Below are 23217 nucleotides of genomic sequence, written 5' to 3'. Positions count from 1 at the left end.
GGGCCGGTACGGCATCCCGTACCGGCCCCTTTGGCGTGGATCAGCCGAAGATGGCCGGCAGCGCGCCCGTGTGGGTGTCGCGCAGCTCCGAGACCGGAACCTCCAGCACGTCCTGCACCACCAGCGACTCCCCGCCGGTGACGCCGAGCCCGTAGCACGGGACCTCGTGCTCGGCGCAGAGGGCGGCGAACTCGTCGAACGCCTCCGGCCGGACCGCGACGAGCGCGCGGGCGGCCGACTCGCTGAACAGGTCGGTGAACGGCTCGCCGCTCAGCGCCACGGTGGCGCCGATGCCGCGCGCCAGGCACGCCTCGGCCAGCGCGATGGCCAGCCCGCCGTCGGACAGGTCGTGGGAGCCCTCCAGGAGCCCGCGCCGGGCGGCCTCGACGAGCACGGTGGCGAGCGAACGCTCGGCCTCCAGGTCGGCCTCCGGCGGCAGCCCGCCGAGGTGGCCGTGGGCGACGTGCGCCCACTCCGACCCGCCGAACTCGGCGGCCGTGTCGCCCAGCAGCGCGACGCGCAGCCCTTCGGCGACGAACCCGGTGGGCACCCGCTTGGCCACGTCGTCGATGACGCCGAGCACGCCGACGACCGGCGTGGGGTGGATGGCGGTGGAGCCCGTCTGGTTGTAGAAGGACACGTTGCCGCCGGTCACCGGCACGCCGAGGGTGCGGCAGGCGTCGGCCAGGCCGCGTACGGCCTCGGCGAACTGCCACATGACCTCGGGGTCCTCGGGGGAGCCGAAGTTGAGGCAGTTGGTGACGGCCAGCGGCTTGGCGCCGGTGACGGCCACGTTGCGGTAGGCCTCGGCGAGCGCGAGCTGGGCTCCGGCGTACGGGTCGAGCTTGGCGTAGCGGCCGTTGCCGTCGGTGGACAGCGCGATGCCCCGGGTGGTGGGCTCGGCCCCGGCGATGGCCTCGGAGATGCGCAGCATCCCGGCGTCGGCCGGCTGGGCGAGCACGGTGTTGGAGCGCACGTAGCGGTCGTACTGGTCGGTCACCCACGCCTTGGACGCCAGGTTGGGCGAGCCGAGGAGCTGGAGCAGCGTGGCGCGCAGGTCGGCGGGCCGCTCCAGCGCGTCGGGGGTGTCGGCGTTGAGCGCGGCCTGCCCGGCGGGCTCGTGGAAGGGCCGCTCGTATACGGGGCCGTCGTCGGCGGCGGTGCCGGGCGGGATGTCGACGATGGTCTCGCCGTGCCAGGTCATGACGAGGCGGCCGGTGTCGGTGACCTCGCCGATGACGGTGGCGGGAACGTCCCACTTGGCGCAGATCGCCATGAACGCCGGGATGTCGGAGGGCCGGACGACGGCCATCATCCGCTCCTGCGACTCGCTCATCAGGATCTCCTCGGGGCGCAGCGAGGGATCGCGGAGCGGGACCTGGTTGAGGTCGACGTGCATGCCGCCGGTGCCCTTGGCGGCCAGCTCGGTGGTGGCGCAGGAGACGCCGGCCGCGCCGAGGTCCTGGATGCCGACGACGACGTCGGCCGCGTAGAGCTCCAGGCAGCACTCGATGAGCAGCTTCTCCATGAACGGGTCGCCGACCTGCACCGCGGGGCGCTTGGCCTGCGACTCGTCCTCGAACGTGGCCGAGGCCAGCACGGAGGCGCCGCCGATGCCGTCGGGGCCGGTCGAGGCGCCGAACAGGACGACCTTGTTGCCGGGCCCGGGGGCGGTGGCGAGCTTGATCTGGTCCTTGCGCAGCAGGCCCACGCAGAGGGCGTTGACCAGCGGGTTGCCGATGTAGCAGGGGTCGAAGGCGACCTCGCCGCCGATGTTGGGCAGGCCGAGGCAGTTGCCGTAGTGGCTGATGCCCTCGACCACGCCGGGCAGCACGCGCCGGGTGTCGTCCTGGTGGGCGCCGCCGAACCGGAGGGCGTCCATGACCGCGATCGGGCGGGCGCCCATCGACATGATGTCGCGCACGATGCCGCCGACGCCGGTGGCGGCGCCCTGGTGCGGCTCGACGTAGGACGGGTGGTTGTGCGACTCGATCTTGAAGGTGGCGGCCCAGCCGTCGCCGATGTCGACCACGCCGGCGTTCTCGCCCATGCCGACGAGCAGGGCGTCGGACTTGGGGGCCTTGGTGGCGAACTGCTTGAGATGCACCTTGGACGACTTGTAGGAGCAGTGCTCGGACCACATGACGCTGTAGATGGCCAGCTCGGAGCCCGTGGGCCGGCGGCCCAGGATCTCCTTGACGCGGTCGTACTCGTCCTGCTTCATCCCGAGCTCGGCGAAGGGCATCGGCTCGTCGGGCGTGCTCTCCGCTCGCTTGACGGAGTCGGTGGTCATGCGTTCACCAGCTTCTTGAGGATGGAGGTGAAGAAGCCGAGGCCGTCGGTGCTCGGGGCGCCGACCAGCTCCTCGACCGCGTGCTCGGGGTGCGGCATGAGGCCGACGATGTTGCCCGCCTCGTTGCGGATGCCCGCGATGTCGTTCATGGCGCCGTTGGGGTTGCCGCCGACGTAGCGGAACACGACCTGGCCGTTGGCCTCGATCTCGGCCAGCGTCTCGGCGGAGGCCACGTAGCGGCCCTCGCCGTGCTTGACCGGCAGCGTGATCTCCTGGCCCTGCTCGAAGGCGTTGGTCCAGGCCGTGTCGGTCGACTCGACGCGCACGCGCTGGTCGCGGCAGACGTAGTGCAGGGAGGCGTTGCGGGTCAGCGCGCCGGGCAGCAGGTGCGCCTCGCACAGGATCTGGAAGCCGTTGCAGGTGCCCAGCACGGGAAGGCCCGCGCGGGCGGCCGGGATGAGCTCCTCCATCAGCGGCGCGAACCGGGAGATGGCTCCGCACCGCAGGTAGTCGCCGTAGGAGAAGCCGCCGGGCAGGAAGACCGCGTCGACCCCCTTCAGGTCGTGGTCGGCGTGCCACAGCGGCACCGCCTCGGCGCCCACGAGGCGCACGGCCCTGGCGGCGTCCTGGTCGTCGAGTGTGCCGGGAAACGTGACTACGCCCACACGGGCAGCGCTCATGACTGTCGTCCCCTCCGAGGAAATGAGCACACGCCACCGTCTCTTCGGGGCGGACGGCGGGCGGCGCTCCCTAGGGTAGCCGGTGCTTTCGTGTGTTCCTCGTCACGCCCCGCACCAGCGGAGACGTCAGACGGCGGCGAGCTGGCGGGAGCGGGCCTCGGCCGCGTCGTCCCAGGCGAGCAGCTTGCGCAGATGGACCGTGGTGCCACGGCCGGGCGTGATGCCGAAGGAGATCTCGTCGACGACCGAGCGCATGATCAGCAGGCCGCGGCCGTTCTCGGTGTCGGCGGGCGGGAAGTGGAGCGGCACGGAGGGCAGGCCGCCGCCGCTGTCGGCGACGCGCACGTCGCAGCGGCCGTAGCCGATGGCGGCCGTGACCTCGTAGCGGTTGGCGGGACCGCCGTGACGCACGGCGTTGGAGCAGGCCTCGGAGACCGCGAGCAGCATGTCGGCAATGCAGGGCTCGCTCACATGCAAGGATCGCATGGCATCGCCAAGCACCCGCCTGACCATCGGGATGCCGATCGCATCCCGGGGCAGTGCCAACGAGAACTCAATGTCCACCGGACTCCTCCGGGCTCCGGAATGTCACCTGGAGTAGGTTTCCCCGTGAAATCGGGGCTAACCGCAAAATCACGCTGTTGTTATTTGGGCTTGGCGAACCCGTGGCATTGTGGCACGCCGGAATGCGGCTTTAGCCGTACAAGGCCATTTGAGGTGTGAAATATGCCGTTCTACGCCTCGACGCGGACCGTGTAGTCCTCGATCACGGTGTTCGCCAGCAGAGTCTCCGCCATCTTTCGGACGTCCGCAATAGCGGCGTCGTCGGCGGGACCCTCCAGCTCGATCTCGAAGCGCTTGCCCTGCCGCACGGCGGACACACCCGAGAAACCCAGCCGGGGCAGCGCACGGGCGATGGCCTGGCCCTGCGGGTCGAGAATCTCGGGCTTCAGCATGACGTCTACGATGACGCGCGCCACTGCGTTCCTCCTGGGTACGGCGGGGTTGGCAAAGGACAGCCTACCGGCGCGTGTTTGCGTGCGGCACAACGGGAACGGGGACATCATGGGGCTTGCGCGGAGGGCTGTGACGTCTGCCACGATGGCCCCAAGCGCGTACGAACCACCACCAAATGGTCCGGACGCTCAGAAGGCCGGCCACCGGTGGCAACCCCGTCCGGACCGGCCCCGACCGCACAGGAGTGGCACGTGACCGTCGACGCCTCTCGTGGTGCCGAAGCACCCCCGGAGCTCGTCCAACTCCTCACGCCGGAAGGAGAGCGGGTCCAGCATCCCGACTACGACATCGACCTGACCCCAGAAGAGGTCAGGTCCCTCTACCGCGACCTGGTGCTCGTCCGGCGCGTGGACCTGGAGGCCGTGGCCCTGCAACGGCAGGGCGAGCTCGGCATCTGGGCCTCGCTCCTCGGCCAGGAGGCCGCGCAGATCGGCTCCGGCCGCGCGCTCACCGACGCCGACATGGCCTTCCCCACCTACCGCGAGCACGGCGTGGCCTGGTGCCGCGACGTCGACCCGCTCAAGCTGCTCGGCCTGTTCCGCGGCGTCAACCACGGCGGGTGGGACCCCAAGGAGCACAACTTCCACCTCTACACGATCGTCATCGGCAGCCAGACGCTGCACGCCGTCGGCTACGCCATGGGCATCCAGCGCGACGACGCCACCGCCGCCACCATCGCCTACTTCGGCGACGGCGCCACCTCCCAGGGCGACGTCAACGAGTCGTTCATCTGGGCCAGCGTGTTCAACGCGCCGATCGTGTTCTTCTGCCAGAACAACCAGTGGGCCATCTCCGAGCCGCTGGAGAAGCAGACCCGCATCCCGCTCTACCGCAGGGCGTCCGGGTTCGGCTTCCCCGGCGTGCGCGTCGACGGCAACGACGTCTTCGCCTGCCTCGCCGTCACCCGGGCCGCGCTCAAGAACGCCCGCGAGGGCCAGGGCCCGACCATGATCGAGGCGTTCACGTACCGGATGGGCGCCCACACCAGCGCCGACGACCCAACCCGCTACCGCGTGGCCAGCGAGCTGGAGGCGTGGAAGCTGAAGGACCCGATCGAGCGGGTCAAGTCCTACATGTTCAAGAACGAGCTGGCCGACCAGGCGTTCATCGACGAGATCGAGGCCGAGGCCGAGCAGCTCGGCGCCGACCTGAGGGCCCGCTGCCTGGCGATGCCCGACCCGGAGCCGCTCGCCATGTTCGAGCACGTCTACTCCGAGCCGCACGCGCTGATCGACGAGGAACGAGCCCAGTACGCCGCCTACCTGGAGGGGTTCGAGAGATGACCGTGCTGAGCCTTTCCAAGGCGCTCAACGAGGGCATGCGCAAGGCCATGGAGGACGACCCCAAGGTCCTCATCATGGGCGAGGACGTGGGCAAGCTCGGCGGCGTGTTCCGCGTCACCGACGGGCTGCAGAAGGACTTCGGCGAGGACCGGGTCATCGACACGCCGCTGGCCGAGTCGGGCATCATCGGCACCGCGATCGGCCTGGCGCTGCGCGGCTACAGGCCGGTGTGCGAGATCCAGTTCGACGGCTTCGTCTTCCCGGCCGCCGACCAGATCATCACCCAGCTCGCCAAGATGCCCATGCGCTCGCTCGGCGCGATCAAGCTCCCTGTCGTCGTACGCATCCCGTGCGGCGGCGGCATCGGCGCGGTCGAGCACCACAGCGAGTCGCCCGAGGCGTACTTCACCCACACCGCCGGGCTGCGCGTCGTGGCGTGCGCCAACCCGGCCGACGCCTATTCGATGATCCAGCAGGCGATCCAGAGCGACGACCCGGTCATCTTCTTCGAGCCCAAGCGCCGCTACTGGGAGAAGGGTGAGGTCGACACCACCAGCACCGACTGGTGGACGCCCCTGGACCGGGCCCGCGTGGTGCGCCCCGGCACCGACGCGACGCTGCTCTGCTACGGGCCCATGGTCAAGACCTGTCTGGAGGCCGCCAAGGCCGCCGAGGAGGACGGGCGCGACCTGGAGGTCGTGGACCTGCGCTCGCTCAACCCGCTCGACACGCCGGTGGTCCTCGACTCCGCGCGCCGCACCGGCCGCGTCGTCGTCGTCCACGAGGCCCCGGTCAACAACGGGTTCGGCGCGGAGCTGGCGGCCCGCATCACCGAGCAGTGCTTCTACCACCTGGAGTCGCCGGTGCTGCGCGTCGGCGGCTTCTCCACCCCCTACCCGCCGTCCAAGCTGGAGGAGCACTACCTCCCCGACCTGGACCGGGTGCTCGACGCCGTCGACCGCGCCTTCGGCTACTGAGGGGGATCCCGCACTGATGCGACGCGAATTCAAGCTCCCGGACGTCGGCGAGGGGCTGACGGAGGCCGAGATCGTCCGCTGGCACGTCAGACCGGGCGACGAGGTCAAGGTCAACCAGATCATCGTCGAGATCGAGACCGCCAAGTCCATCGTCGAGCTGCCCATCCCGTGGAACGGCCAGGTGGCGGACCTGCTCGCGGACGAGGGCCAGACGGTGGACGTCGGCGGGCCGATCATCGCCGTCGAGACCGGCGAACCGGGCGAACCGGGCGAACCGGGCGGTCCCGGCGGCTCCGCGGGCGCCGCCGGCCAGCAGGCGGCCGCCCTGGCCGAGGACCTGGTGCCCACCCCGCCGGCGGAGGGCGCCGTCGAGCCGGGCGCCCACGGCAGCCCCGCGCCCAAGGAGGAGCGCCAGGCCGTCCTGGTCGGCTACGGCGTCAAGACCGGCGCGGCCCGCCGCCGCACCCGGCGTGCGCCGTCGACGATCCCCGCCGACCCGGTCGCCAACCCGTCCCGCGTGGAGCTGGAGGGCCCGCCTTCCACGGCCCCCCAGCCCCCGTCCGAGCAGCCCCCGGCGTCTACGGACCCGGCCAGAGTGGCGGCGCTGGCCAAGCCGCCCGTCCGGAAGCTGGCCAAGGACCTGGGCGTGGACCTGACCACCCTCACGGGCACGGGCCCCCACGGCTCGATCACCCGCGAGGACGTCCACGCTGCGACCGCCCGGCCGCCGCAGCCGCAGCAGCAGGCTGCGACGGCCAGGCCGCAGGCGGGCGAGGAGCGCATCCCCGTCAAGGGCGTGCGCAAGATGACCGCCCAGGCGATGGTCGCCAGCGCGTTCACCGCCCCGCACGTCACCGAGTTCCTCCAGGTGGACGTCACCGAGACGATGGACGCGGTCAAGCGGCTGCGCGCGCTGCCCGACTTCGCCGAGGTCAAGGTGTCGCCGCTGCTGCTGGTGGCCAAGGCCGTGCTCACGGCGGCCCGCCGCCACCCGATGATCAACTCGTCCTGGGACGAGGCCGCCCAGGAGATCGTCGTCAAGCACTACGTCAACCTGGGCATCGCCGCCGCCACCCCGAGGGGCCTCGTGGTGCCCAACGTCAAGAACGCCCACGAGCTGACCCTGCCCGGCCTGGCCGCCGAGCTGGGCAAGCTCACCGAGACCGCCAGGGCGGGCCGCACCCAGCCGGCGGAGATGGCGGGCGGCACCATCACGATCACCAACGTCGGCGTCTTCGGCGTCGACGCCGGCACCCCGATCCTGAACCCGGGAGAGTCCGCCATCCTCGCCTTCGGCCAGGTACGGGACATGCCCTGGGTGGTCGACGGCGCGCTCGCCGTACGGAAGGTGACGACCCTGGCCCTGTCGTTCGACCACCGGGTGGTCGACGGCGAGCTGGGCTCGCTGTTCCTGCGCGACGTGGGCGCGATGCTGGAGGACCCGCTGCGGATGCTGGCCTGGAGCTGATCGCGGGCCGGGAGGGGACGCCCCCTCCCGGCCTCTGTAGGGTGGCGCCATGATCCGCCACATCGTGCTGTTCACCTGGACCGAAGACGCCACGCTCGCCCAGAAGGCGGGGGTGCTGGCCGCGCTGCGCGGGCTGCCGGGCGTCATCCCGCAGATCCGCTCCTACACGGTTGGCATGGACGCGGGCATCAACCAGGGCAACCACGAGTTCGCCGTCGTCGCCGACTTCGACTCCGAGGACGACTACGTGACCTACCGCGACCACCCGGAGCACCAGAAGGTGATCGCCCATCACGTCAAGCCGATCCTGGCCTCGCGCGCCGCGGTGCAGCTGGAGCTCTAGAGCGCTCTAGAGCTCGGGCGGGTTGTTCTCGCGGTGCATCAGCCGGTCGTCGGAGGTGCGGCCGCGCCGGGGCGCGAGCACGACGCTCAGCACGATCCCGGCGCCTCCGACGATCATGAAGATGAGGCCGATCACGTCCATGTGGACGCTCTGGCCGAACACGTCGGGCTCGATGGCGAATCTCAGGATGGCGCCGAGCGTGAGGAAGAAGATGCTGACCCCGACACCCATGACGGCCTCCAGCGACAGGCAAAGAGCTAGTACGTCCTCGGTCATACCCGGGTAACGCGGATCACACCCTCAGGACGCCACCTCCTGCCTGAGCACCGCCGCGACCTGGGGCGCGACCCGGTCGGCCCAGTCGGCGAGCACCTCGCCGAGCTGCGGCAGCCGCGACTCCAGCAGCGCCAGGCCGGGCGTGGGCACGACGGCGCCGAGCTCCACCAGCAGCGGCCGCAGGTGCACCTCGACGGCCAGGGAGTGCGCCGGGTCGCCCATGACCAGCAGGGGCAGCGCCGCGGTCCCGCGCAGCGCGGCGGGAGGCAGCCGGTCCAGGAAGGACTTGAGCAGCCCGGTGTAGGTGCCCTTGTAGGTGGGGCTGGCCACCACCAGCACGCGTGCCCCGGTGACCAGCTCCACGGCCACCTCCACGGCGGCCGACGGGGTGGCGGCGAGCAGGTGCGGCCCGAGCGCCGACAGGTCCACGACCTCGGGCGGCCCGTCGTGCCCGATCCGCCGCCCGACGGCCTCGGCGGCCGTCGAGGCCGCCGCGAGCGTCCTGGAGCCCTCTCGCGGGTTGCCGACCAGCGTGACGAGGCTCATCCGGCCACCACCAGGTCGGCGGCCCGATCGGCGGCGTAGCGGGAGCCCGGCCTGCTCAGGCCGTAGTTCTCGCGCAGCGTACGGCCCTCGTACTCGTGCCGGAACAGCCCCCTGACGCGCAGCTCCGGCACGACGTGGTCGACGAAGTCGTGCAGCCCGCTGGGCAGGAGCGGCGGCATGATGTTGAACCCGTCGGCCGCGCCGCCCTCGAACCACTCCTGGATCTGGTCGGCGATCTGCTCGGGCGCCCCGGCCACCACCCGGTGCCCACGGCCGCCGGCCAGCCGGGCGATGAGCTGCCGCACGGTGAGGTTGTCGCGCCTGGCGAGGTCCACGACGAGCTTGCGGCGGCTCTGCGCGCCCTCGGTGTCGACGCCCACGTCGGGCAGCGGCCGGTCGAGCGCGTCGTGGTCCAGCTCGATGCCGACGAGCGTGGAGAGCTGGGCCAGCCCGTAGGCGGGGATGATGAGCTCGTCCAGCTCGCGTTCCAGGCGGCGGGCCTCGCTCTCGGTGGAGCCGATGACGGGCGAGATCCCGGGCAGGACGAGCAGGTCGCTGGGCTGCCGGCCGTGGCGGGTCAGGCGGCTCTTGAGGTCGCGGTAGAACGCCCGGCCCTCCTCCAGCGTCTGCTGGGCGGTGAACACGGCCTCGGCGTAGCGGGCGGCGAACTCCTTGCCGTCCTCCGACGAGCCCGCCTGGACGAGCAGCGGATGCCCCTGCGGCGGCCGCTGGGTGTTCAGCGGGCCGCGTACGGAGAACCGCTCGCCGGCGTGCTCGATCGCGTGGATCTTGCCGGTGTCGGCGTAGACGCCGCCCGCCCGGTCGGCCACGACGGCGTCGTCCTCCCAGCTGTCCCAGAGCTTGGTGACCACGTCCAGGAACTCGGTGGCGCGGGCGTAGCGGTCGGCGTGCGCGGGCCGCTCGATGCCGAAGTTGCGCGCCTCGGCCTCGCCGGCGGAGGTGACGATGTTCCAGCCGGCCCGGCCGCCGCTGATGTGGTCGAGCGAGGCGAACTTGCGGGCGACGTGGAACGGCTCGTTGTAGGTCGTCGAGACGGTCGCGATCAGCCCGACGTGGTCGGTCACGGCGGCGAGCGCGGACAGCAGGGTCAGCGGTTCGAGCCCGCCGAGCGCGTTGTGCCGGACGTCGGCCTGCAGCGCCACCCCGTCGGCCAGGAAGACGGAGTCCAGCTTGCCCGCCTCGGCGATCCTGGCCAGCTCCTGGTAGTGGCGGACGTCGGCCAGGCGGGCGGGCTCGGTCAGCGGGTGCCGCCAGGCGGCCTCGTGGTGGCCGACGCCCATGAGGAAGGCGTTGAGGCGTAGCTGTCTGCTCATGTGGTCCTCCAGGTGCTGAAGCGGCGCTCGACGCTGACCAGCAGCAGGTTGAACAGCAGGCCGAGCAGGGAGATCGTGATGATTCCGGCGTACATGTCGGGGATGCGGAAGCTGAACTGGGCGTCCTGGATCAGGTAGCCGAGCCCCGCCTTGGCGCCGACCATCTCGGCGAAGAGCAGGACGAGGATCGCGTACGCCCCGGCCAGCCGGATGCCGGTGAAGACGGCGGGCACGGCGGCGGGCAGGATCACCTTCTGGAACAGCCGGACCGGGCCGACGCCCATCGACCTGGCCGACTTGACCAGCAACGGCTCGACCGCCCGCACCCCGCTGATGGTGTTGAGCAGGATCGGCCAGGAGCAGGCGTACAGCACGAAGGTGATCTTCGTGGTCTCGCCGATGCCGAGGATCAGCGTGAAGACGGGCAGCAGCGCGACCGCCGAGGTGTTGCGGAACACCTCCAGCAGCGGCACCAGCGTGTCGGCCACCGGCCGGTACCAGCCGATCAGCAGCCCGAGCGGGATGGCCAGCAGGATGGCCAGGCCGAACCCGGACAGCGAGCGCACCAGCGACGCCCGTACGTGCTCGGGCAGTTGACCGCCGAGCAGCAGGTCGTAGCCGGCCTGGAGGTTCACCGAGAGCGGCGGCACGAAGACCGGGTCGACCACGCCCAGCCGGGGCAGCCCCTCCCAGGCCGCCAGGAGCAGCAGGACGGCCGCCGACCGGGCGGCGGCCCGCCGGACGGCGCTCACGAGGCCCGCTCCTGCTCCTGGGCCGCCGCCACCTCGGCGCGCAGCAGGCTCCACACGTGGTGCCGGTACGCGCCGAACGCCGGGTCGGCCCGGAGGTCGCCCTCGCGCGAGTCGAACGACACCTCGACGACCTCCTTGATCCGCCCCGGCCTGGAGGTCATGACGGCGACCCGCTGGCCCAGGTAGACGGCCTCGTCGATGCTGTGGGTGATGAACACGATCGTCTTGCCGGTCTTGCGCCACACGTCCAGCAGCTCGCCCTGCAGCGACTCGCGCGTCTGGGCGTCCAGGGCGGCGAACGGCTCGTCCATGAGCAGCACGTCGGGGTCGAAGGCGAGGCTGCGCGCGATGGCGACCCGCTGGCGCATGCCGCCCGACAGCTCGTGCGGGTAGCGGTCCTCGAACCCGGCCAGGCCGACCAGGTCCAGGTAGTGCCTGGCCCGCCCGGCGCGCTCGCGGCGGGGCACGCCCTTGGCCTCCAGCCCGAACTCGACGTTGGCCCGGGCCGACCGCCACGGGAACAGCGCGTACTGCTGGAAGACCACGCCCCGGTCGAGCCCGGGGCCGGTGACGGGGGCGCCGTCGATGAGGATCTCGCCGCTGCTCGGCGCGGCCAGCCCGGCGATCAGGTCGAGGAGGGTGGACTTGCCGCAGCCGCTCGGCCCGACCAGCGTCAGGAACTCTCCTTCGCGCACGTCCAGGTCGATGTCCGCCAGCGCGGTGAACGGCTCGCCCCGGACCGTGAACGTCCGGCCCACGCCCCGGATGCCGATCTTGGTGCGGACGGCGGTCTCGCTCAGTGTCGTCATGAGGCGCTCTGGCCGGCGTAGGGGTTGAACGCGTTGGTGAAGACGTCGCCGGCCTCGACCTGGCCGGGCCTGATGTCGCCGGAGCGCTCCAGCCAGTCGATCCAGGTCTGGAACTCCTTGACGGCGATCACCCCGCCTGGGCCGGCGATGCCCGAGCTCTTCCAGTAGCGCACGGTGCTCGGGTCCTCGTTGCGGCCGCGGCGGTTGATGATCTGCTCGAACTTGGCGACCACCTCCTCGCGGGGGCGGGTCTGGGCCCAGTGCACGGCCTTGGCGAAGCCGGTCACGAACGTGCGGACGACCTCGGGGTTGTCGGCGATGAACGCCTCGCGGAAGACGACCGAGCCGGCGGTGAACGGCCCGAACAGCCCGGTGTCGGTGAACAGCGGCCGCAGCCCGCCGCGCTCCAGCGCCTTGTCCTTGAGGATGCCGCCGAGGGTGCCGACGTCGAGCTGTCCCTGGCGCAGCGCCTGCTCGGTGTTGACCGGCGGGACGACGACGAGCTGGACGCGCTCGATCTCGGCGGGCGTGAGCCCGGCCCGGGTCAGATACTCCTTGATCACGGCCTCGTGGTGCGCGCCGAGCGTGTTGACGCCGATCTTCTTGCCGATGAGGTCGCGCGCGGTCCTGATCGGGCTGTCCTCGGGCACGTAGTAGCCGCTGAACGACTTCTCGTCCGCGCCGTAGTAGCCGATCACGGCCTTGATGGGGGCCCGGGCGGCCCGGAGCTTGACGATGGCGCCGTTGAAGGCGCCGCCGAAGTCGGTCTGGCCGGTGGCTGCGGACTGGATGTCCTGCGGCCCGGAGGTGGTGTTGCCGACCCACTTCAGCTTGATGTCGCCGAGGTAGCCCAGCTCCTCGGCCAGTTCGGGGAAGGTGACCGCGCCGACGCTGCCTTGGTAGCGCAGTTCCTTCTGGACGGATCCGGCCTGGCTCGTCCCACAGGCTGCGGTGGCCAGCAGCAGCGTGGTTGCGGCAACGGCATGTCTGAAACGGCCCACTCTCATGCCGCCGAACCTAGGCGTCCGCCGCCACTAAGTCAACATTTCCTACAGGTTTAATAGGGAAATGGTGCGAAGAACGCGCCGGCCATCGGGCCGGCGCGTTCGTCAGAAGGCCTCTTCGGGCAGCTCCATGAGCTCCTGACCAGTGGCGTCGAGCGTGCGGCGCTCGGCGGCCAGGCGGGGCAGCACGGTCGTGGCGAAGAACGACGCCGCCGCGACCTTGCCCTGGTAGAAGGGGTCGTCGCCGTCCGCCAGGCGGGCCAGCGCCACCTCGGCCTGGCGCAGCAGCAGCCAGCCGATCACCAGGTCGCCCAGCGAGAGCAGGAACCGGGTGGTGTTGAGCCCGACGCGGTAGACCTCCTCCGGCTTCTCCAGCGACCCGAGCGCCCAGCCGGCCATCGTGTCGCCCATGGCCTTGACCTCGGCGGCGGCCTCGGCGAGCAGCTTGCGCTCCTCCTTGAGTCGGCCGTTGCCCGCCTCGGAGGCGGCGAACTCGTTGATCTCGGTCAGCAGCGCGCCCACGGCCGCGCCCTGGTTGCGCAGGATCTTGCGGAAGAACAGGTCCAGGCCCTGGATCGCGGTCGTGCCCTCGTACAGGGAGTCGATCTTCGCGTCCCGGATGTACTGCTCGATCGGGTAGTCCTGGAGGTAGCCGGAGCCGCCCAGCGTCTGCAGCGAGCGCGCCAGCAGTTCGTACGAGCGCTCCGAGCCGACGCCCTTGACCAGCGGCAGCAGCAGGTCGTTCATCGCGTGCGCGTGCCGGTCGTCGGGGTCGATCTGGATGGCGTCCTGGAAGGTCGCCGTGTAGAGCACCAGCGCCCGCATGCCCTCGGCGTACGCCTTCTGCAGCATCAGCTCGCGCCGCACGTCCGGGTGGTTGACCACGGTCACGCGCGGGGCGGCCTTGTCGGCCATCTTGGTCAGGTCGGCGCCCTGGAAGCGCTGCTTGGCGTACTCCAGCGCGTTCAGGTAGCCGGTGGACAGGGTGGCGATGGCCTTGGTGCCGACCATCATGCGGGCGTGCTCGATGACCATGAACATCTGCTTGATGCCCTCGTGCACGTCGCCGACCAGCCAGCCGACCGCCGGGTGCTTGTCGCCGAAGGTGAGCTCGCAGGTCGTGGAGACCTTCAGGCCCATCTTCTTCTCGACGTTGGTCACGTACGCGCCGTTGCGCTCGCCGAGCTCGCCGGTCTCCAGGTTCACGTGGAACTTGGGCACCAGGAACATCGACAGGCCCTTGGTGCCGGGGCCGTGGCCCTCGGGGCGGGCCAGGACCAGGTGGAAGATGTTCTCGGCCATGTCGTGCTCGGCGCTGGTGATGAAGCGCTTGACGCCCTCGATGTGCCAGGTGCCGTCGTCCTGCTGGATCGCCTTGGCGCGGCCTGCACCCACGTCGGAGCCGGCGTCGGGCTCGGTCAGCACCATGGTGGCGCCCCAGTTGCGCTCGATGGCCAGCTCGGCGAAGCGCTTCTGCTCCGGGGTGCCGACCTTCCACAGCGTGTAGGCGAAGTTCGGGCCCGCCGCGTACATGTACAGCGCCGGGTTGGCGCCCAGGACCATCTCGGCGGTGGCCCACGCCAGGCTCCGCGGGATGCCGGGGCCGCCCAGGTCGGTGGGCAGGTCGAGGTGCGCCCAGCCGCCGTCGACCAGCGTCTTGAACGACTTCTTGAAGCCGTCGGGGATGGTGACGGACCCGGTGGCGGCGTCGAAGACGGGCGGGTTGCGGTCGCCCTCCTCGAACGAGTCGGCCAGGACGCCCGTCGCCAGCCGCTCGGCCTCATCCAGGATGCTGCGGGCCGTGTCCTCGTCCACGTCCGCGTACGGGCCCCTGCCGAGGATCTCGCGTCGCCCGAACACCTCGAAAAGGTTGAACTCCAGGTCACGCACGTTGCTCTTGTAGTGGCCCATGGGTGCAGCTCTCCTTGAACCGAGTCCTTCATCTACCGGTGAGTAACCTTACTAGCAATGCTACCCGCCGGTAACCATGGATATGCGTGGCATGCTCATCTCCGTGGATGCCGAAGAACTCGCCGCGAGATGGCGAGAGCGCCTGGAATCCTGGGCCATTCCGCCGGAGATCCTGGCCGCGGCCCCGGTCGATCCGTGGGGCTATCCGGTGAGCCGGTTCACCAGCCGCACCGACAGAGCGCTCGCCGAGCCCGACGACGGGCCCACCATGACGCGCGTGAGGCAGGCGCTGCCCGAGGGCGGCACGCTGCTGGACGTCGGCTCGGGACCGGGCGCCTCGTCGCTGCCGCTGCGCGAGCGCATCGGCCACCTCTACGCCGTCGACAGCTCGCCCGAGATGCTCGACGAGCTCTCGGCCCGCGCCGACAAGCTGGGCGTGCGCACCACCGCGATCGCGGGCCGCTGGCCGGACGTGGCGGGCGAGGTGCCCGAGGTCGACGTGTCGGTGGCCGCGCACGTGGTCTACAACGTCCCCGACCTGGCGCCGTTCCTGTTCGCGCTGGACTCGCGCACCCGCCGCCGCGTGGTGCTGGAGCTGCCGCACCGCCATCCCATGAGCTGGCTGGCGCCGCTCTGGCAGCACTTCCACGGCGTCGACCGTCCCGTGCGGCCCGTCGCCGAGGACTGCGTGGCGCTGGCCGCCGCGCTGGGCTTCGCGGTGCGCGTGGAGGAGCGCGAGGCCCCGCTGGAACGATTCAGCTCCCTGGAGGAGCTGGCCGCCAGCGCCTGCCACCGCATCTGCCTCGACCCGGCACGGGCCGACGAGGTGGCGCGCACGGCGCAGGAGATGGGGATGTGGCCGATGCCCCGCGACCGCTGGGTCACGATCTGGTGGGAATGATCGCGGCCCTGGGGGCGTTCCGTGTTGTGAGCACAGCTCCCGGACGAGACGCGCCGTACCCGGTAGGTAAAGACGACGCATGACACTGCAGTCCCGCTGAAGGAGTCATGCCACGATGGCCTGGATCATCCTCGTTCTCGCCGGCGTCGCCGAAGTCGCGATGGCCCTGTCGCTCAAGCTCAGCAACGGTTTCACCCACGTGTGGTGGTCCGTCTCCTTCCTGCTCACCGCGCTCCTGAGCTTCGGCATGCTCGCGTACGCCCTCAAGTCCCTCGAGGTCGGCACCGCGTACGCCGTGTGGACCGGCATCGGCGCGGTCGGCACGGCGGTGCTCGGCATGCTGGCCATGGGCGACGACGTCTCGGCGATCCGCCTGATCTCCATCGGGCTCATCCTGGCCGGGGTCGTCGGGCTCAACCTGGCCGGCGCGCACTAACCGGCTTGACTCGATTGCCGGTGTCGCGATTGAGTGGCCGAATGATCGAGATTCACGCTGTGACCATTGACTGCGCCGACCCGTACGAGCTCGCCACCTGGTGGAGCAAGGCCACGGGCCTCCCGCTCGGCGACGGCGACATGCCGGGCGACGACGAGGTGATGCTGCGCACCAAGCACGACCCGTTCCTGCTGTTCATCCGGGTGCCGGAGGGCAAGTCCGTGAAGAACCGGCTGCACCTGGACGTCAACGGCACCGAGGGCCGCACCCGCGACCAGGAGGTCGAGCGCCTGCTCGGCCTCGGCGCCACCATCTACGACGACCGGCGCGACGAGAACGGTCTCGGCTGGGTCACCATGCGCGATCCCGAGGGCAACGAGTTCTGCGTCTGCCGGAGCGAGGCCGAGCGGGCCGCCTCAGCGAGCTGAGCGCGCCCGGCCCTGCATGGTGAGCGTGAGCACGGCGGCGATCACGTAGACGAGCAGTCCGTGCCAGCCGGCGTGCACCGCCGAGCCGAACACGCCCTCCCCGTCGAGCACGAGCTGCACCGGGTAGTCGAGCACCGCGGTGATGCCGGCCGGCAGCAGCGCGAACTTCCACGGGTGGCGCAGGCCCCACACGCGCGCCTGCCGGGTCACCCGGTCGCCCTCCTCGGGCTTGGACACCGCGCCCACGGCCGCGATCAGCGCGAACAGGCTGATGCCCAGCCCCAGCGCCCACACCATGTCGCCGCCGCCGCCGAGCAGCCCGACCCCGAAACTGGTCGCGGCGACGGCGCCACCGCCGATGGCGGCGGCCTTCCACGGAGCGCCGCGCAGGGCGGCGGCGGACAGCGAGACTTCATCACGTCGGGTGATTTCGTTCATGTCCTCAGCGTGCCTCCGGCCGCCCCCTGCCCACATCGGGGATGGACCCTGATTTCGACCCTGGCAGTTAAGGGTGGGCTGCCGTTCACGTTAGCCGCGTAGACGGGAGCCTCACGGAGACCACGAGGGCACTGCCCAGGGCCACAGAGCCCAGGGGGTGCCCTCCGTGCTGTCCGGAGTACCTCCGAGGGCTTCCGAGACCCATCCCCGCTAGCGCTGCCTGCGGCGGCTGGGCAGGGTGCGCAGCAGCGTCGGGGGCTTGGTGGCAGCCCAAGTGACGTCGTAGACCTGAATGTCGCCGTACTGCTGGTCTCCGATGTGGGTGTCCAGCCAGCCGTAAGCCTCGTCGATGTTGATCGTAAGCATTTGCTCGATGGGGGACACTTCGCCGACCTTGTAGACACGCGCCAGGTAGGCCAGCGAGTGCATGAACTCGGGAACGGTGAGGGTCGCGCCCTCGACCTCGATCTTGATTCGTGACGGGGGATGCAGCATTCCCCCAGCGTAGGGGCTCGTACATACTCGTTCAAGGTTAAGCATGCTCGTAGTCGAATGAAGATGCTCTGACCTGCATGTCTACGGTTGAGGTGTGACGGAACTACGGGCTGACCAGCCGAAATGGAGGCAGGTCGCCAACATCCTGCGCAAGCGGATCGAGTCGGGCGAGTACAAGCGTGGCGTTCCGCTGCCGTCCGAGACCGCCATCATGCAGGAGTTCGGCATCGCCCGTGGCACGGCTCGCAAAGTGGTGGCATCGCTCCGCGATGAAGGCTTGATCTACACGGTTCCGCAGATCGGCTCGTTCGTGGGGCCACCGCCCGAGCCTGAGGACGCCCCTGCATAGCAGGGGGCTTTTGCCGTAACCCGCAGGGCTGATTCCCTGGGGGGCAGCACGCACGCGCCGAGCCTGGCTCACCCGTTGCAGATGCCACCCCCATCAGCACCTCGAACCAGGCCGGACGCCGGAGGCGTCACGTCGCGGAGCCAGCGGGCACGCTCGACGTCGCTAGGGGAGAACTCACCACTCTCACCTAGGAGAACCAGACATGAACAACGCGAAGCGCCACGCGCAGGTTGTGGCCCGACTGCGAGACGTCGCCGCTGACATGGAGCGGCTGGGCAGTCACGACAATCCGACCCGAGCCCAGGCCCAGGAGTTCGACTCCCTGACGACCGAGTTCGAGGACCTGACGCGCGAGGAGCGCAACCTCCGGCTGGCTAGCCTGACGAGCCGAGGCGACCTCAAGACCGAGCGGGGTGTCCACGAATACGACGGCCACCACCCGACCAACAGCGGCAGCACTCGCGACCAGGCCCTCAGGACCATCGAGCGAGCGGCGATTCCGGCTGCGGCCCAGGAGAAGGCCGAGGCCCTCCTCCGGCAGGGTGCGCGGATGCACCAGGGGCTCGCCGAGAGGTGGATCACGACCACAGGCAGCCCGGCGTACGAGCGGGCGTTCGCCCAGGTTCTCGCTGACCCGCTGCGCGGTCACATGATGTGGGACGACGAGGAACGCCAGGCGTTCACCGCCGTCGAGAAGCTGCGCAGCGAGATGCGGTCCATGAGCCTCACGGACGGCGAGGGCGGCTACATGGTGCCGTTCCACCTGGACCCCGCGATCCTGCTCACGAGCGACGGCAGCGTGGACCCCATGCGGCGACTGGCCAGGGTGGTGCAGACCAACAGCGACGTGTGGCACGGCGTCACCAGCGCGGGTGTCACGGCGAGCTGGAGGCCCGAGGAGGAGGAGACCACCGACGCCTCGCCGAGTGTGGGTCAGGTGTCCGTGCCTGTCCACAAGGGCGACGCCTACGTGCAGTACTCGTTCGAGGTCGGGATGGACGCGGTCAACCTGGCCCAGGAGCTGAGCAGGCTGCTCGTGGACGCAGCCGACCAGCTCAGGGCGGAGGCGTACGTCGTCGGCACCGGGACCAACCAGCCCACGGGCATCGTGACGGCTCTGGCGGGCACGGTCGCCGAGATCAACGCCACGGGCGAGGCCCTGACCGCTGCGCACCCGTTCCTGCTCCAGGAGTCGCTCCCGCCCAGGTTCACGCCGAGGGCGCAGTGGATGGCCGCCCTGCCGATCATCAACCTGCTTCGGCAGTTCGAGACCGGTAACGGCGCGCTCAAGTTCCCGGAGCTGACGGGCGGCAACCTGCTGGGTCGGCGGATGAACGAGAACAGCAACATGGACGGGGTCATCGACCCGGCTGCCACGGCCAGCAACTACGTCATGATCTACGGCGACTTCAACAACTACGTGATCGCCGACCGCATCGGCACCACGATCGAGCCCGTTCCGATGGTGACGGGTCCGAACCGCCGACCGACTGGTCAGCGCGGGCTGTACATGTGGTTCCGCACTGGCGGCAACGTGGTCGTGCCGAACGCGTTCCGGATGCTGGACGTGCCGACCACCGCTTAAAGCTTGGCGGGGGAGGCGACCCCACCCGGTCACTCCCTCCCTCCCCCGTCAACAACGTGGGCGACTTTCACTCAGCCGGTCGCCCATTGGGGGTTAGCGACTCCCGTGGAGACGACCTAAAGGTTAAGGGGTCGTCGGCCCGAAGGGGAGGTCACGGTGGGGACTGTGACCTCCCCAAGGCCCCAAAGACCCGGAGGAAGTGGTGCTCCTCCGAAGGGACCCCAACTCCGAGGGGGTCCGACCTGGGAACGGGGAGTGGGTGTGTTGCCTTCCGCCCACTCCCCGCCAGGCACCGCACCGCACCGCACCAACCCAGGAGAAGACAGTGGAAAACCAGCCCCCCAGTGCCCCCGGCACTGCGCCCAGCCAGGCCCCAGCAGCGGTCACGGCGTACGGCGAAGACACGCCCGAGTGCCAGCAAGCGGCGCAGGCAGCGGCACTGATCCAGTACGGTCGGGCCACCGCGCCGCGAGCGATGGACAAGCCAAGCACCGCGCACATCGATCTGAGCTGGATGAGCGACGACGAGCTTGACCGCTGACTGACGCCCGACGATGACGGTCGGACGCAGGCCACCACGGATGAGGTCCTCAACCTGTTCGATCATGTGTTGGCCGCGCTCAAGGAAGTGAAGGCCAACCGCACGGCGGTGTGGCTGGCGTTCCTCAACGACCCGACCTTGCCGCCCGACTGGGTGACTGCGGTCGCAGCGTTGCCGCTGGAGGACTGAAGGGGAAAGGAGGGGGTCAGCACATGGCCCCCTCAACCCAATGCAAGACCGCGCAGTCTTCCTCTTTTTCTCGGGGAACCGGGGGGCACGTTCCCGCAGTAACGACGAGTATGGCCGGCCGTAACTTCCCGTGACCCATACGAAGCCAAGACCCATGCCCCAGGCCGCCCCGTTACGGGACTTGACAAGCCCGGCTATCTTTTGCCGCTGACGCGGGCTGTGCTCTACTGGTGGTGCGGCACTGCTGAGCCCGGCATTAACGGGCAGCTCGTACGGGAAACCAGAGCGGATTGAGAGCGGGTCTCCGGACCTCCTGCTGATGCAGGCACCGACAGGTGGACTCTTTGGGGAACGCCCGAGGCGTTCGGACCCAGGTCGATCAGCCGCCCCGACGACCTTCGGTTCAGCCGAAGGGCATTTGTCGTGTCTACGACTCTCAAGACACCCGTGTGGAACGGGGAGAAGTTCCGTCAGGCCAGACTGCGGGCTGGTGTCTCGCTGCGTGACCCCCGCTGGCCGTTCCCAAGGTCCGAGACTCGCATCCCGACCTACCAGACCGGACGCCGGAGTCCCTCGCCCGAGAGGGCAGTCGAGTTCGCCGCGATCCTCGGTTGCGACGTCGCTGAGTTCTACGACTTCGTGGAGTTCGGGGGCGGCAATGCGTGAGGCCAACTGGGACTACAAGCCCGACCCCGACCGCTACCGCAGGTTGCTGGCGATCCTCTTCAAGCCGGACGAGGCCGACACGGAGGAGGGCGAGGCTGCGTGAACGCCAACCCGCACAGCCCCGCCCCTACTACGCGCTCTGCCACCCAGTCAAGCACGGAGGGTAACGCTCCGTCAATCCAGGTTGACATTAGGTTGGCGCTCAAGAACTCCGCCAAGGAGCTGGCTGACAGGGGCATGTTCGTCCTGACGGTCGGCAGGCAGGCGGATGGCTCGCCCGACAAGAAGTCGTTCGGCAAGTGGAACAAGGACGAGTTCCCTGGGCCGACCTCGCTCGACACGATCGAGTACGAGATGTCGTTCGGCAACAAGTGCGGCATCTGGGTTCGCGTGCCGGATGAGTGGGTGGTGGTCGATCCGGACTCCGACGAGGCCGTCGAGTACTGGACGGAGAGGCTCGGGAGCATCCTGGAGAAGGCTGCCGTCAGCCAGCCGCCACACGGCAGGCCCCACTGGTGGTTCAAGCTTCCCGCAAGCTGCCAGGGCGTGTTCCGCTGGGCTGCTCCGAGCACCAACAAGAACCGCATCCGGTTCGACGTGCTGGGTCAGCGCCGAGGCGGGGTCATGGCTCCGCCGTCCGAGCACCACAAGGGCGGCAACCGGGCGTGGATTCGCCCCCTCGACGAGGCCAAGGAGCTGACACACGACGAGGCCGCGTTGCTGTCTCGCCACACGCTGCCGGGAGCCCCCGAACGCGCGGGCAAGGAGGTCACCCCGCTCGGGCCACCCCGCGCGCCGAAGTACACCAACACCGAGGGCAGCAGCTTCGGCAAGCGTCAGTTGGACGAGGTACTCAAGACGCTCAAGAAGGTGTGGAAGGCCGACGACGGCACCTTCAACAACACCCTCAACGCCTGCTGCTTCAAGCTGGGGCAGTATGTGGCTGGCGGCGAGTTGGCTCACGAGTACGCGTACGACGCTCTGACGGACCTGCTCGACAGCTTCGAGGCCCCCCGTAGCGAGTACCGGACCCGCGACTCGGGTTACTTCGACGGCTTCGACCGACCGAGTTCCAGCATCGCTTACGACTCGGACTTCTTCGGTTACCTCAACGGAGGAGACACGAAGCAGCTCCTGGTCGCCACGCTGGCCGAGGCGATCCTCAAGGAGGGACCGATCGGGCTGGGCGTCAGCGGCCACCTCTGGGCCTACCGCGACGGCGTGTGGCGACTCGACAAGCACGCGGTCAGGACCCGAGCAGCCAAGCTGCTGGACGAAGCGTTCCGGGTCAGGCACGCGGTTGACGTCGAGGCGATGATCCGAGCCACCGCGCCTGAGATCGCCTGCGACCCGGTCAGCGAGTGGATCAACTTCCGGAACGGGCTCCTCGACTGGCGGACCGGGACACTCCACCCGCATTCGCCGGACGCGCTGTCCACGGTCCAGCTCCACACCGAGTGGGACCCCGACGCGACCTGTCCGGAGTTCGACAAGTTCCTGGCGAGCGTCGTCCCCGCCGACGTGATCGGCATGGTGTGGGAGCTGATCGGCTACCTGATGTACTCGGGCAACCCGCTTCACAAGGCGGTCATGTTGCACGGCTCGGGTCGCAACGGCAAGGGCACCTGGATTCGGATGATCAAGTCGATCCTCGGAGTCGAGAACGTCACTGCGGTGACCCTCCAGGCCCTCAACATGGAGCGGTTCGCAGCGGCCAGCCTGTTCGGCAAGATCGCCAACATCGCGGGTGACATCGACGGCACCTACCTGGAGCAGACGGCCAAGTTCAAGGCGATCACGGGCGAAGACGTGATCACGGCGGAGTTCAAGAACAGGGACGCATTCGACTTCACGCCCTGGGCGGTCCCGGTATTCAGCGCCAACAAGATTCCTGGGTCCGCCGACGTGACGACGGGCTACATGTCGAGGTGGGTCGTGCTGCCGTTCCCCCACGACTTCACGGGTCGGGAGGACCGAGGGCTTGACGCCCGGCTCCAGACGCCCGAGGAGATTAAGGGAATCGCGGCCAAGGCCATTCCCGCGCTCCAGCGGCTAATGCAACGCGGCAACTTCGACGAGCCACCGTCCGCCAAGGAGGCAATGAGCGAGTTCAAGCGTCGGACAAACCAGGTTGAGACCTGGCTGGACGAATGCTGTGAGCGCGACCCCGCGCACAGCCACGTTAAGCGCACCGAGCTTTACGACGCCTATCGCAGGTGGGCGGAACACGGTCGATACGGCGTCCTTAAGGCCGCTGAATTCTACGACCGACTCCGGGGTGCAGGTGTGGAACCCGCAGCGGTTAAGGGGGTACGCGGCTTCCGGGGTCTCAAGGTAATTCACGACCCCCAGGGCGAATATCTCCGCAACTGGGCTGCCAAGCACTAGCTGCACCCCACTGCACCCCCGCAGCCTTCTCACCGGGCACGGAGCACCAGGGGGTGCAGGGGGTGCAGCTCCGGCCCCACCCCGCTACGTGGGGGGCGGATAGGGCTG

24 protein-coding genes and 1 riboswitch are annotated in these 23217 nt (G+C 69.7%); of the genes, 11 read left to right on the top strand and 13 right to left on the bottom strand.

Annotated elements, in window-relative coordinates; all coding sequences use genetic code 11:
• Positions 1-40 precede the first annotated feature (40 nt).
• The 4 genes from purL to purS form a co-directional block, all read right to left on the bottom strand.
• Positions 41-2293, bottom strand: a complete 2253-nt coding sequence (purL, locus tag KME80_RS17485) for a phosphoribosylformylglycinamidine synthase subunit PurL (protein ID WP_219506512.1) — start codon at positions 2291-2293, stop codon at positions 41-43.
• The gene (purQ, locus tag KME80_RS17480; RefSeq protein ID WP_219506511.1) at positions 2290-2973 is read right to left on the bottom strand and encodes a phosphoribosylformylglycinamidine synthase subunit PurQ; all 684 of its coding nucleotides are present in this window, start codon (positions 2971-2973) and stop codon (positions 2290-2292) included. Before purQ ends, purL begins: the two co-directional genes overlap by 4 nt.
• Positions 2974-3099: 126 nt before the next feature.
• Positions 3100-3486 carry an ATP-binding protein gene (locus KME80_RS17475; protein ID WP_219506592.1) on the bottom strand — a complete coding sequence of 129 codons (387 nt, stop codon included), beginning with the start codon at positions 3484-3486 and terminating at the stop codon, positions 3100-3102.
• Positions 3487-3707: 221 nt separating this feature from the next.
• Positions 3708-3953 carry a phosphoribosylformylglycinamidine synthase subunit PurS gene (gene purS / locus KME80_RS17470; RefSeq protein WP_219506510.1) on the bottom strand — a complete coding sequence of 82 codons (246 nt, stop codon included), beginning with the start codon at positions 3951-3953 and terminating at the stop codon, positions 3708-3710.
• 228 nt (positions 3954-4181) lie between these two features.
• On the opposite strand from purS, the gene pdhA reads away from it, so the two are divergent.
• From pdhA to KME80_RS17450, 4 genes are read left to right on the top strand one after another with little or no spacing between them, the layout of a single operon-like run.
• Positions 4182-5273, top strand: coding sequence for a pyruvate dehydrogenase (acetyl-transferring) E1 component subunit alpha (gene pdhA, locus KME80_RS17465; protein WP_219506509.1), 1092 nt, complete (start codon positions 4182-4184; stop codon positions 5271-5273).
• Positions 5270-6250: an alpha-ketoacid dehydrogenase subunit beta gene (locus KME80_RS17460; RefSeq protein WP_219506507.1), complete on the top strand. Its 981-nt coding sequence runs from the start codon at positions 5270-5272 to the stop codon at positions 6248-6250. The genes pdhA and KME80_RS17460 overlap by 4 nt, the downstream gene beginning before the upstream one ends.
• A 16-nt stretch (positions 6251-6266) precedes the next feature.
• Positions 6267-7718 (top strand): dihydrolipoamide acetyltransferase family protein, encoded by a 1452-nt coding sequence (locus tag KME80_RS17455; RefSeq protein ID WP_219506506.1) that lies wholly within the window; start codon positions 6267-6269, stop codon positions 7716-7718.
• A 49-nt stretch (positions 7719-7767) separates the two neighbouring features.
• A complete protein-coding gene (locus KME80_RS17450) occupies positions 7768-8061 on the top strand; it encodes a Dabb family protein (protein ID WP_219506504.1) in 294 nt (97 codons plus the stop codon).
• 6 nt (positions 8062-8067) lie between these two features.
• Here the strand turns inward: KME80_RS17450 and KME80_RS17445 are convergent, their stop codons facing one another.
• From KME80_RS17445 to KME80_RS17415, 7 genes are all read right to left on the bottom strand, one after another.
• Positions 8068-8292 (bottom strand): DUF6458 family protein, encoded by a 225-nt coding sequence (locus KME80_RS17445; RefSeq protein ID WP_219506502.1) that lies wholly within the window; start codon positions 8290-8292, stop codon positions 8068-8070.
• Positions 8293-8361: 69 nt separating this feature from the next.
• Positions 8362-8883 carry an NADPH-dependent FMN reductase gene (locus tag KME80_RS17440; RefSeq protein WP_219506500.1) on the bottom strand — a complete coding sequence of 174 codons (522 nt, stop codon included), beginning with the start codon at positions 8881-8883 and terminating at the stop codon, positions 8362-8364.
• Positions 8880-10217 carry an LLM class flavin-dependent oxidoreductase gene (locus tag KME80_RS17435; RefSeq protein WP_219506497.1) on the bottom strand — a complete coding sequence of 446 codons (1338 nt, stop codon included), beginning with the start codon at positions 10215-10217 and terminating at the stop codon, positions 8880-8882. The genes KME80_RS17440 and KME80_RS17435 overlap by 4 nt, the downstream gene beginning before the upstream one ends.
• The gene (locus KME80_RS17430) at positions 10214-10969 is read right to left on the bottom strand and encodes an ABC transporter permease (RefSeq protein ID WP_308125803.1); all 756 of its coding nucleotides are present in this window, start codon (positions 10967-10969) and stop codon (positions 10214-10216) included. Before KME80_RS17430 ends, KME80_RS17435 begins: the two co-directional genes overlap by 4 nt.
• Positions 10966-11778: an ABC transporter ATP-binding protein gene (locus KME80_RS17425; protein ID WP_219506494.1), complete on the bottom strand. Its 813-nt coding sequence runs from the start codon at positions 11776-11778 to the stop codon at positions 10966-10968. The genes KME80_RS17430 and KME80_RS17425 overlap by 4 nt, the downstream gene beginning before the upstream one ends.
• Positions 11775-12785 carry an ABC transporter substrate-binding protein gene (locus KME80_RS17420; RefSeq protein WP_219506492.1) on the bottom strand — a complete coding sequence of 337 codons (1011 nt, stop codon included), beginning with the start codon at positions 12783-12785 and terminating at the stop codon, positions 11775-11777. The genes KME80_RS17425 and KME80_RS17420 overlap by 4 nt, the downstream gene beginning before the upstream one ends.
• Before the next feature lie 102 nt (positions 12786-12887).
• On the bottom strand, positions 12888-14693 hold the full coding sequence (locus KME80_RS17415; RefSeq protein WP_219506491.1) for an acyl-CoA dehydrogenase: 1806 nt from the start codon (positions 14691-14693) through the stop codon (positions 12888-12890).
• Between the two features lie 103 nt (positions 14694-14796).
• On the opposite strand from KME80_RS17415, the gene KME80_RS17410 reads away from it, so the two are divergent.
• The 3 genes from KME80_RS17410 to KME80_RS17400 all read left to right on the top strand — a co-directional run bounded on the left by KME80_RS17410 (position 14797) and on the right by KME80_RS17400 (position 16458).
• A complete protein-coding gene (locus tag KME80_RS17410) occupies positions 14797-15594 on the top strand; it encodes a class I SAM-dependent methyltransferase (RefSeq protein ID WP_308125802.1) in 798 nt (265 codons plus the stop codon).
• 18 nt (positions 15595-15612) lie between these two features.
• A riboswitch (guanidine-III (ykkC-III) riboswitch) is annotated at positions 15613-15676 on the top strand.
• A 33-nt stretch (positions 15677-15709) separates the two neighbouring features.
• The gene (locus tag KME80_RS17405; protein ID WP_219506487.1) at positions 15710-16030 is read left to right on the top strand and encodes a DMT family transporter; all 321 of its coding nucleotides are present in this window, start codon (positions 15710-15712) and stop codon (positions 16028-16030) included.
• A 59-nt stretch (positions 16031-16089) separates the two neighbouring features.
• Complete coding sequence (locus tag KME80_RS17400) at positions 16090-16458, top strand: VOC family protein (RefSeq protein ID WP_308125801.1); 369 nt, start codon at positions 16090-16092, stop codon at positions 16456-16458.
• Here the strand turns inward: KME80_RS17400 and KME80_RS17395 are convergent.
• Positions 16447-16896: a hypothetical protein gene (locus KME80_RS17395; protein WP_219506484.1), complete on the bottom strand. Its 450-nt coding sequence runs from the start codon at positions 16894-16896 to the stop codon at positions 16447-16449. The two genes, KME80_RS17400 and KME80_RS17395, sit on opposite strands and share 12 nt — an antisense overlap.
• A gap of 210 nt (positions 16897-17106) precedes the next feature.
• On the bottom strand, positions 17107-17391 hold the full coding sequence (locus tag KME80_RS17390; protein ID WP_219506483.1) for a hypothetical protein: 285 nt from the start codon (positions 17389-17391) through the stop codon (positions 17107-17109).
• Positions 17392-17485: 94 nt separating this feature from the next.
• Here KME80_RS17390 and KME80_RS17385 point away from each other — a divergent pair, with 94 nt between their 5' ends.
• From KME80_RS17385 to KME80_RS17370, 4 genes are all read left to right on the top strand, one after another.
• A complete protein-coding gene (locus tag KME80_RS17385; RefSeq protein WP_219506481.1) occupies positions 17486-17740 on the top strand; it encodes a GntR family transcriptional regulator in 255 nt (84 codons plus the stop codon).
• Between the two features lie 202 nt (positions 17741-17942).
• Positions 17943-19325 carry a phage major capsid protein gene (locus KME80_RS17380; RefSeq protein ID WP_219506479.1) on the top strand — a complete coding sequence of 461 codons (1383 nt, stop codon included), beginning with the start codon at positions 17943-17945 and terminating at the stop codon, positions 19323-19325.
• A 325-nt stretch (positions 19326-19650) separates the two neighbouring features.
• Complete coding sequence (locus KME80_RS17375; RefSeq protein WP_219506477.1) at positions 19651-19866, top strand: hypothetical protein; 216 nt, start codon at positions 19651-19653, stop codon at positions 19864-19866.
• Positions 19867-20916: 1050 nt separating this feature from the next.
• Positions 20917-23109 carry a phage/plasmid primase, P4 family gene (locus KME80_RS17370; protein ID WP_219506475.1) on the top strand — a complete coding sequence of 731 codons (2193 nt, stop codon included), beginning with the start codon at positions 20917-20919 and terminating at the stop codon, positions 23107-23109.
• Positions 23110-23217: the final 108 nt, after the last annotated feature.

Origin of the sequence: Nonomuraea ceibae (assembly GCF_019396325.1) — a bacterium.
Classification (GTDB): Bacteria; Actinomycetota; Actinomycetes; order Streptosporangiales; family Streptosporangiaceae; genus Nonomuraea; species Nonomuraea ceibae.
Note: the sequence above shows the minus strand (reverse complement) of the source record. Positions and strands in the feature narration are given on the sequence as shown.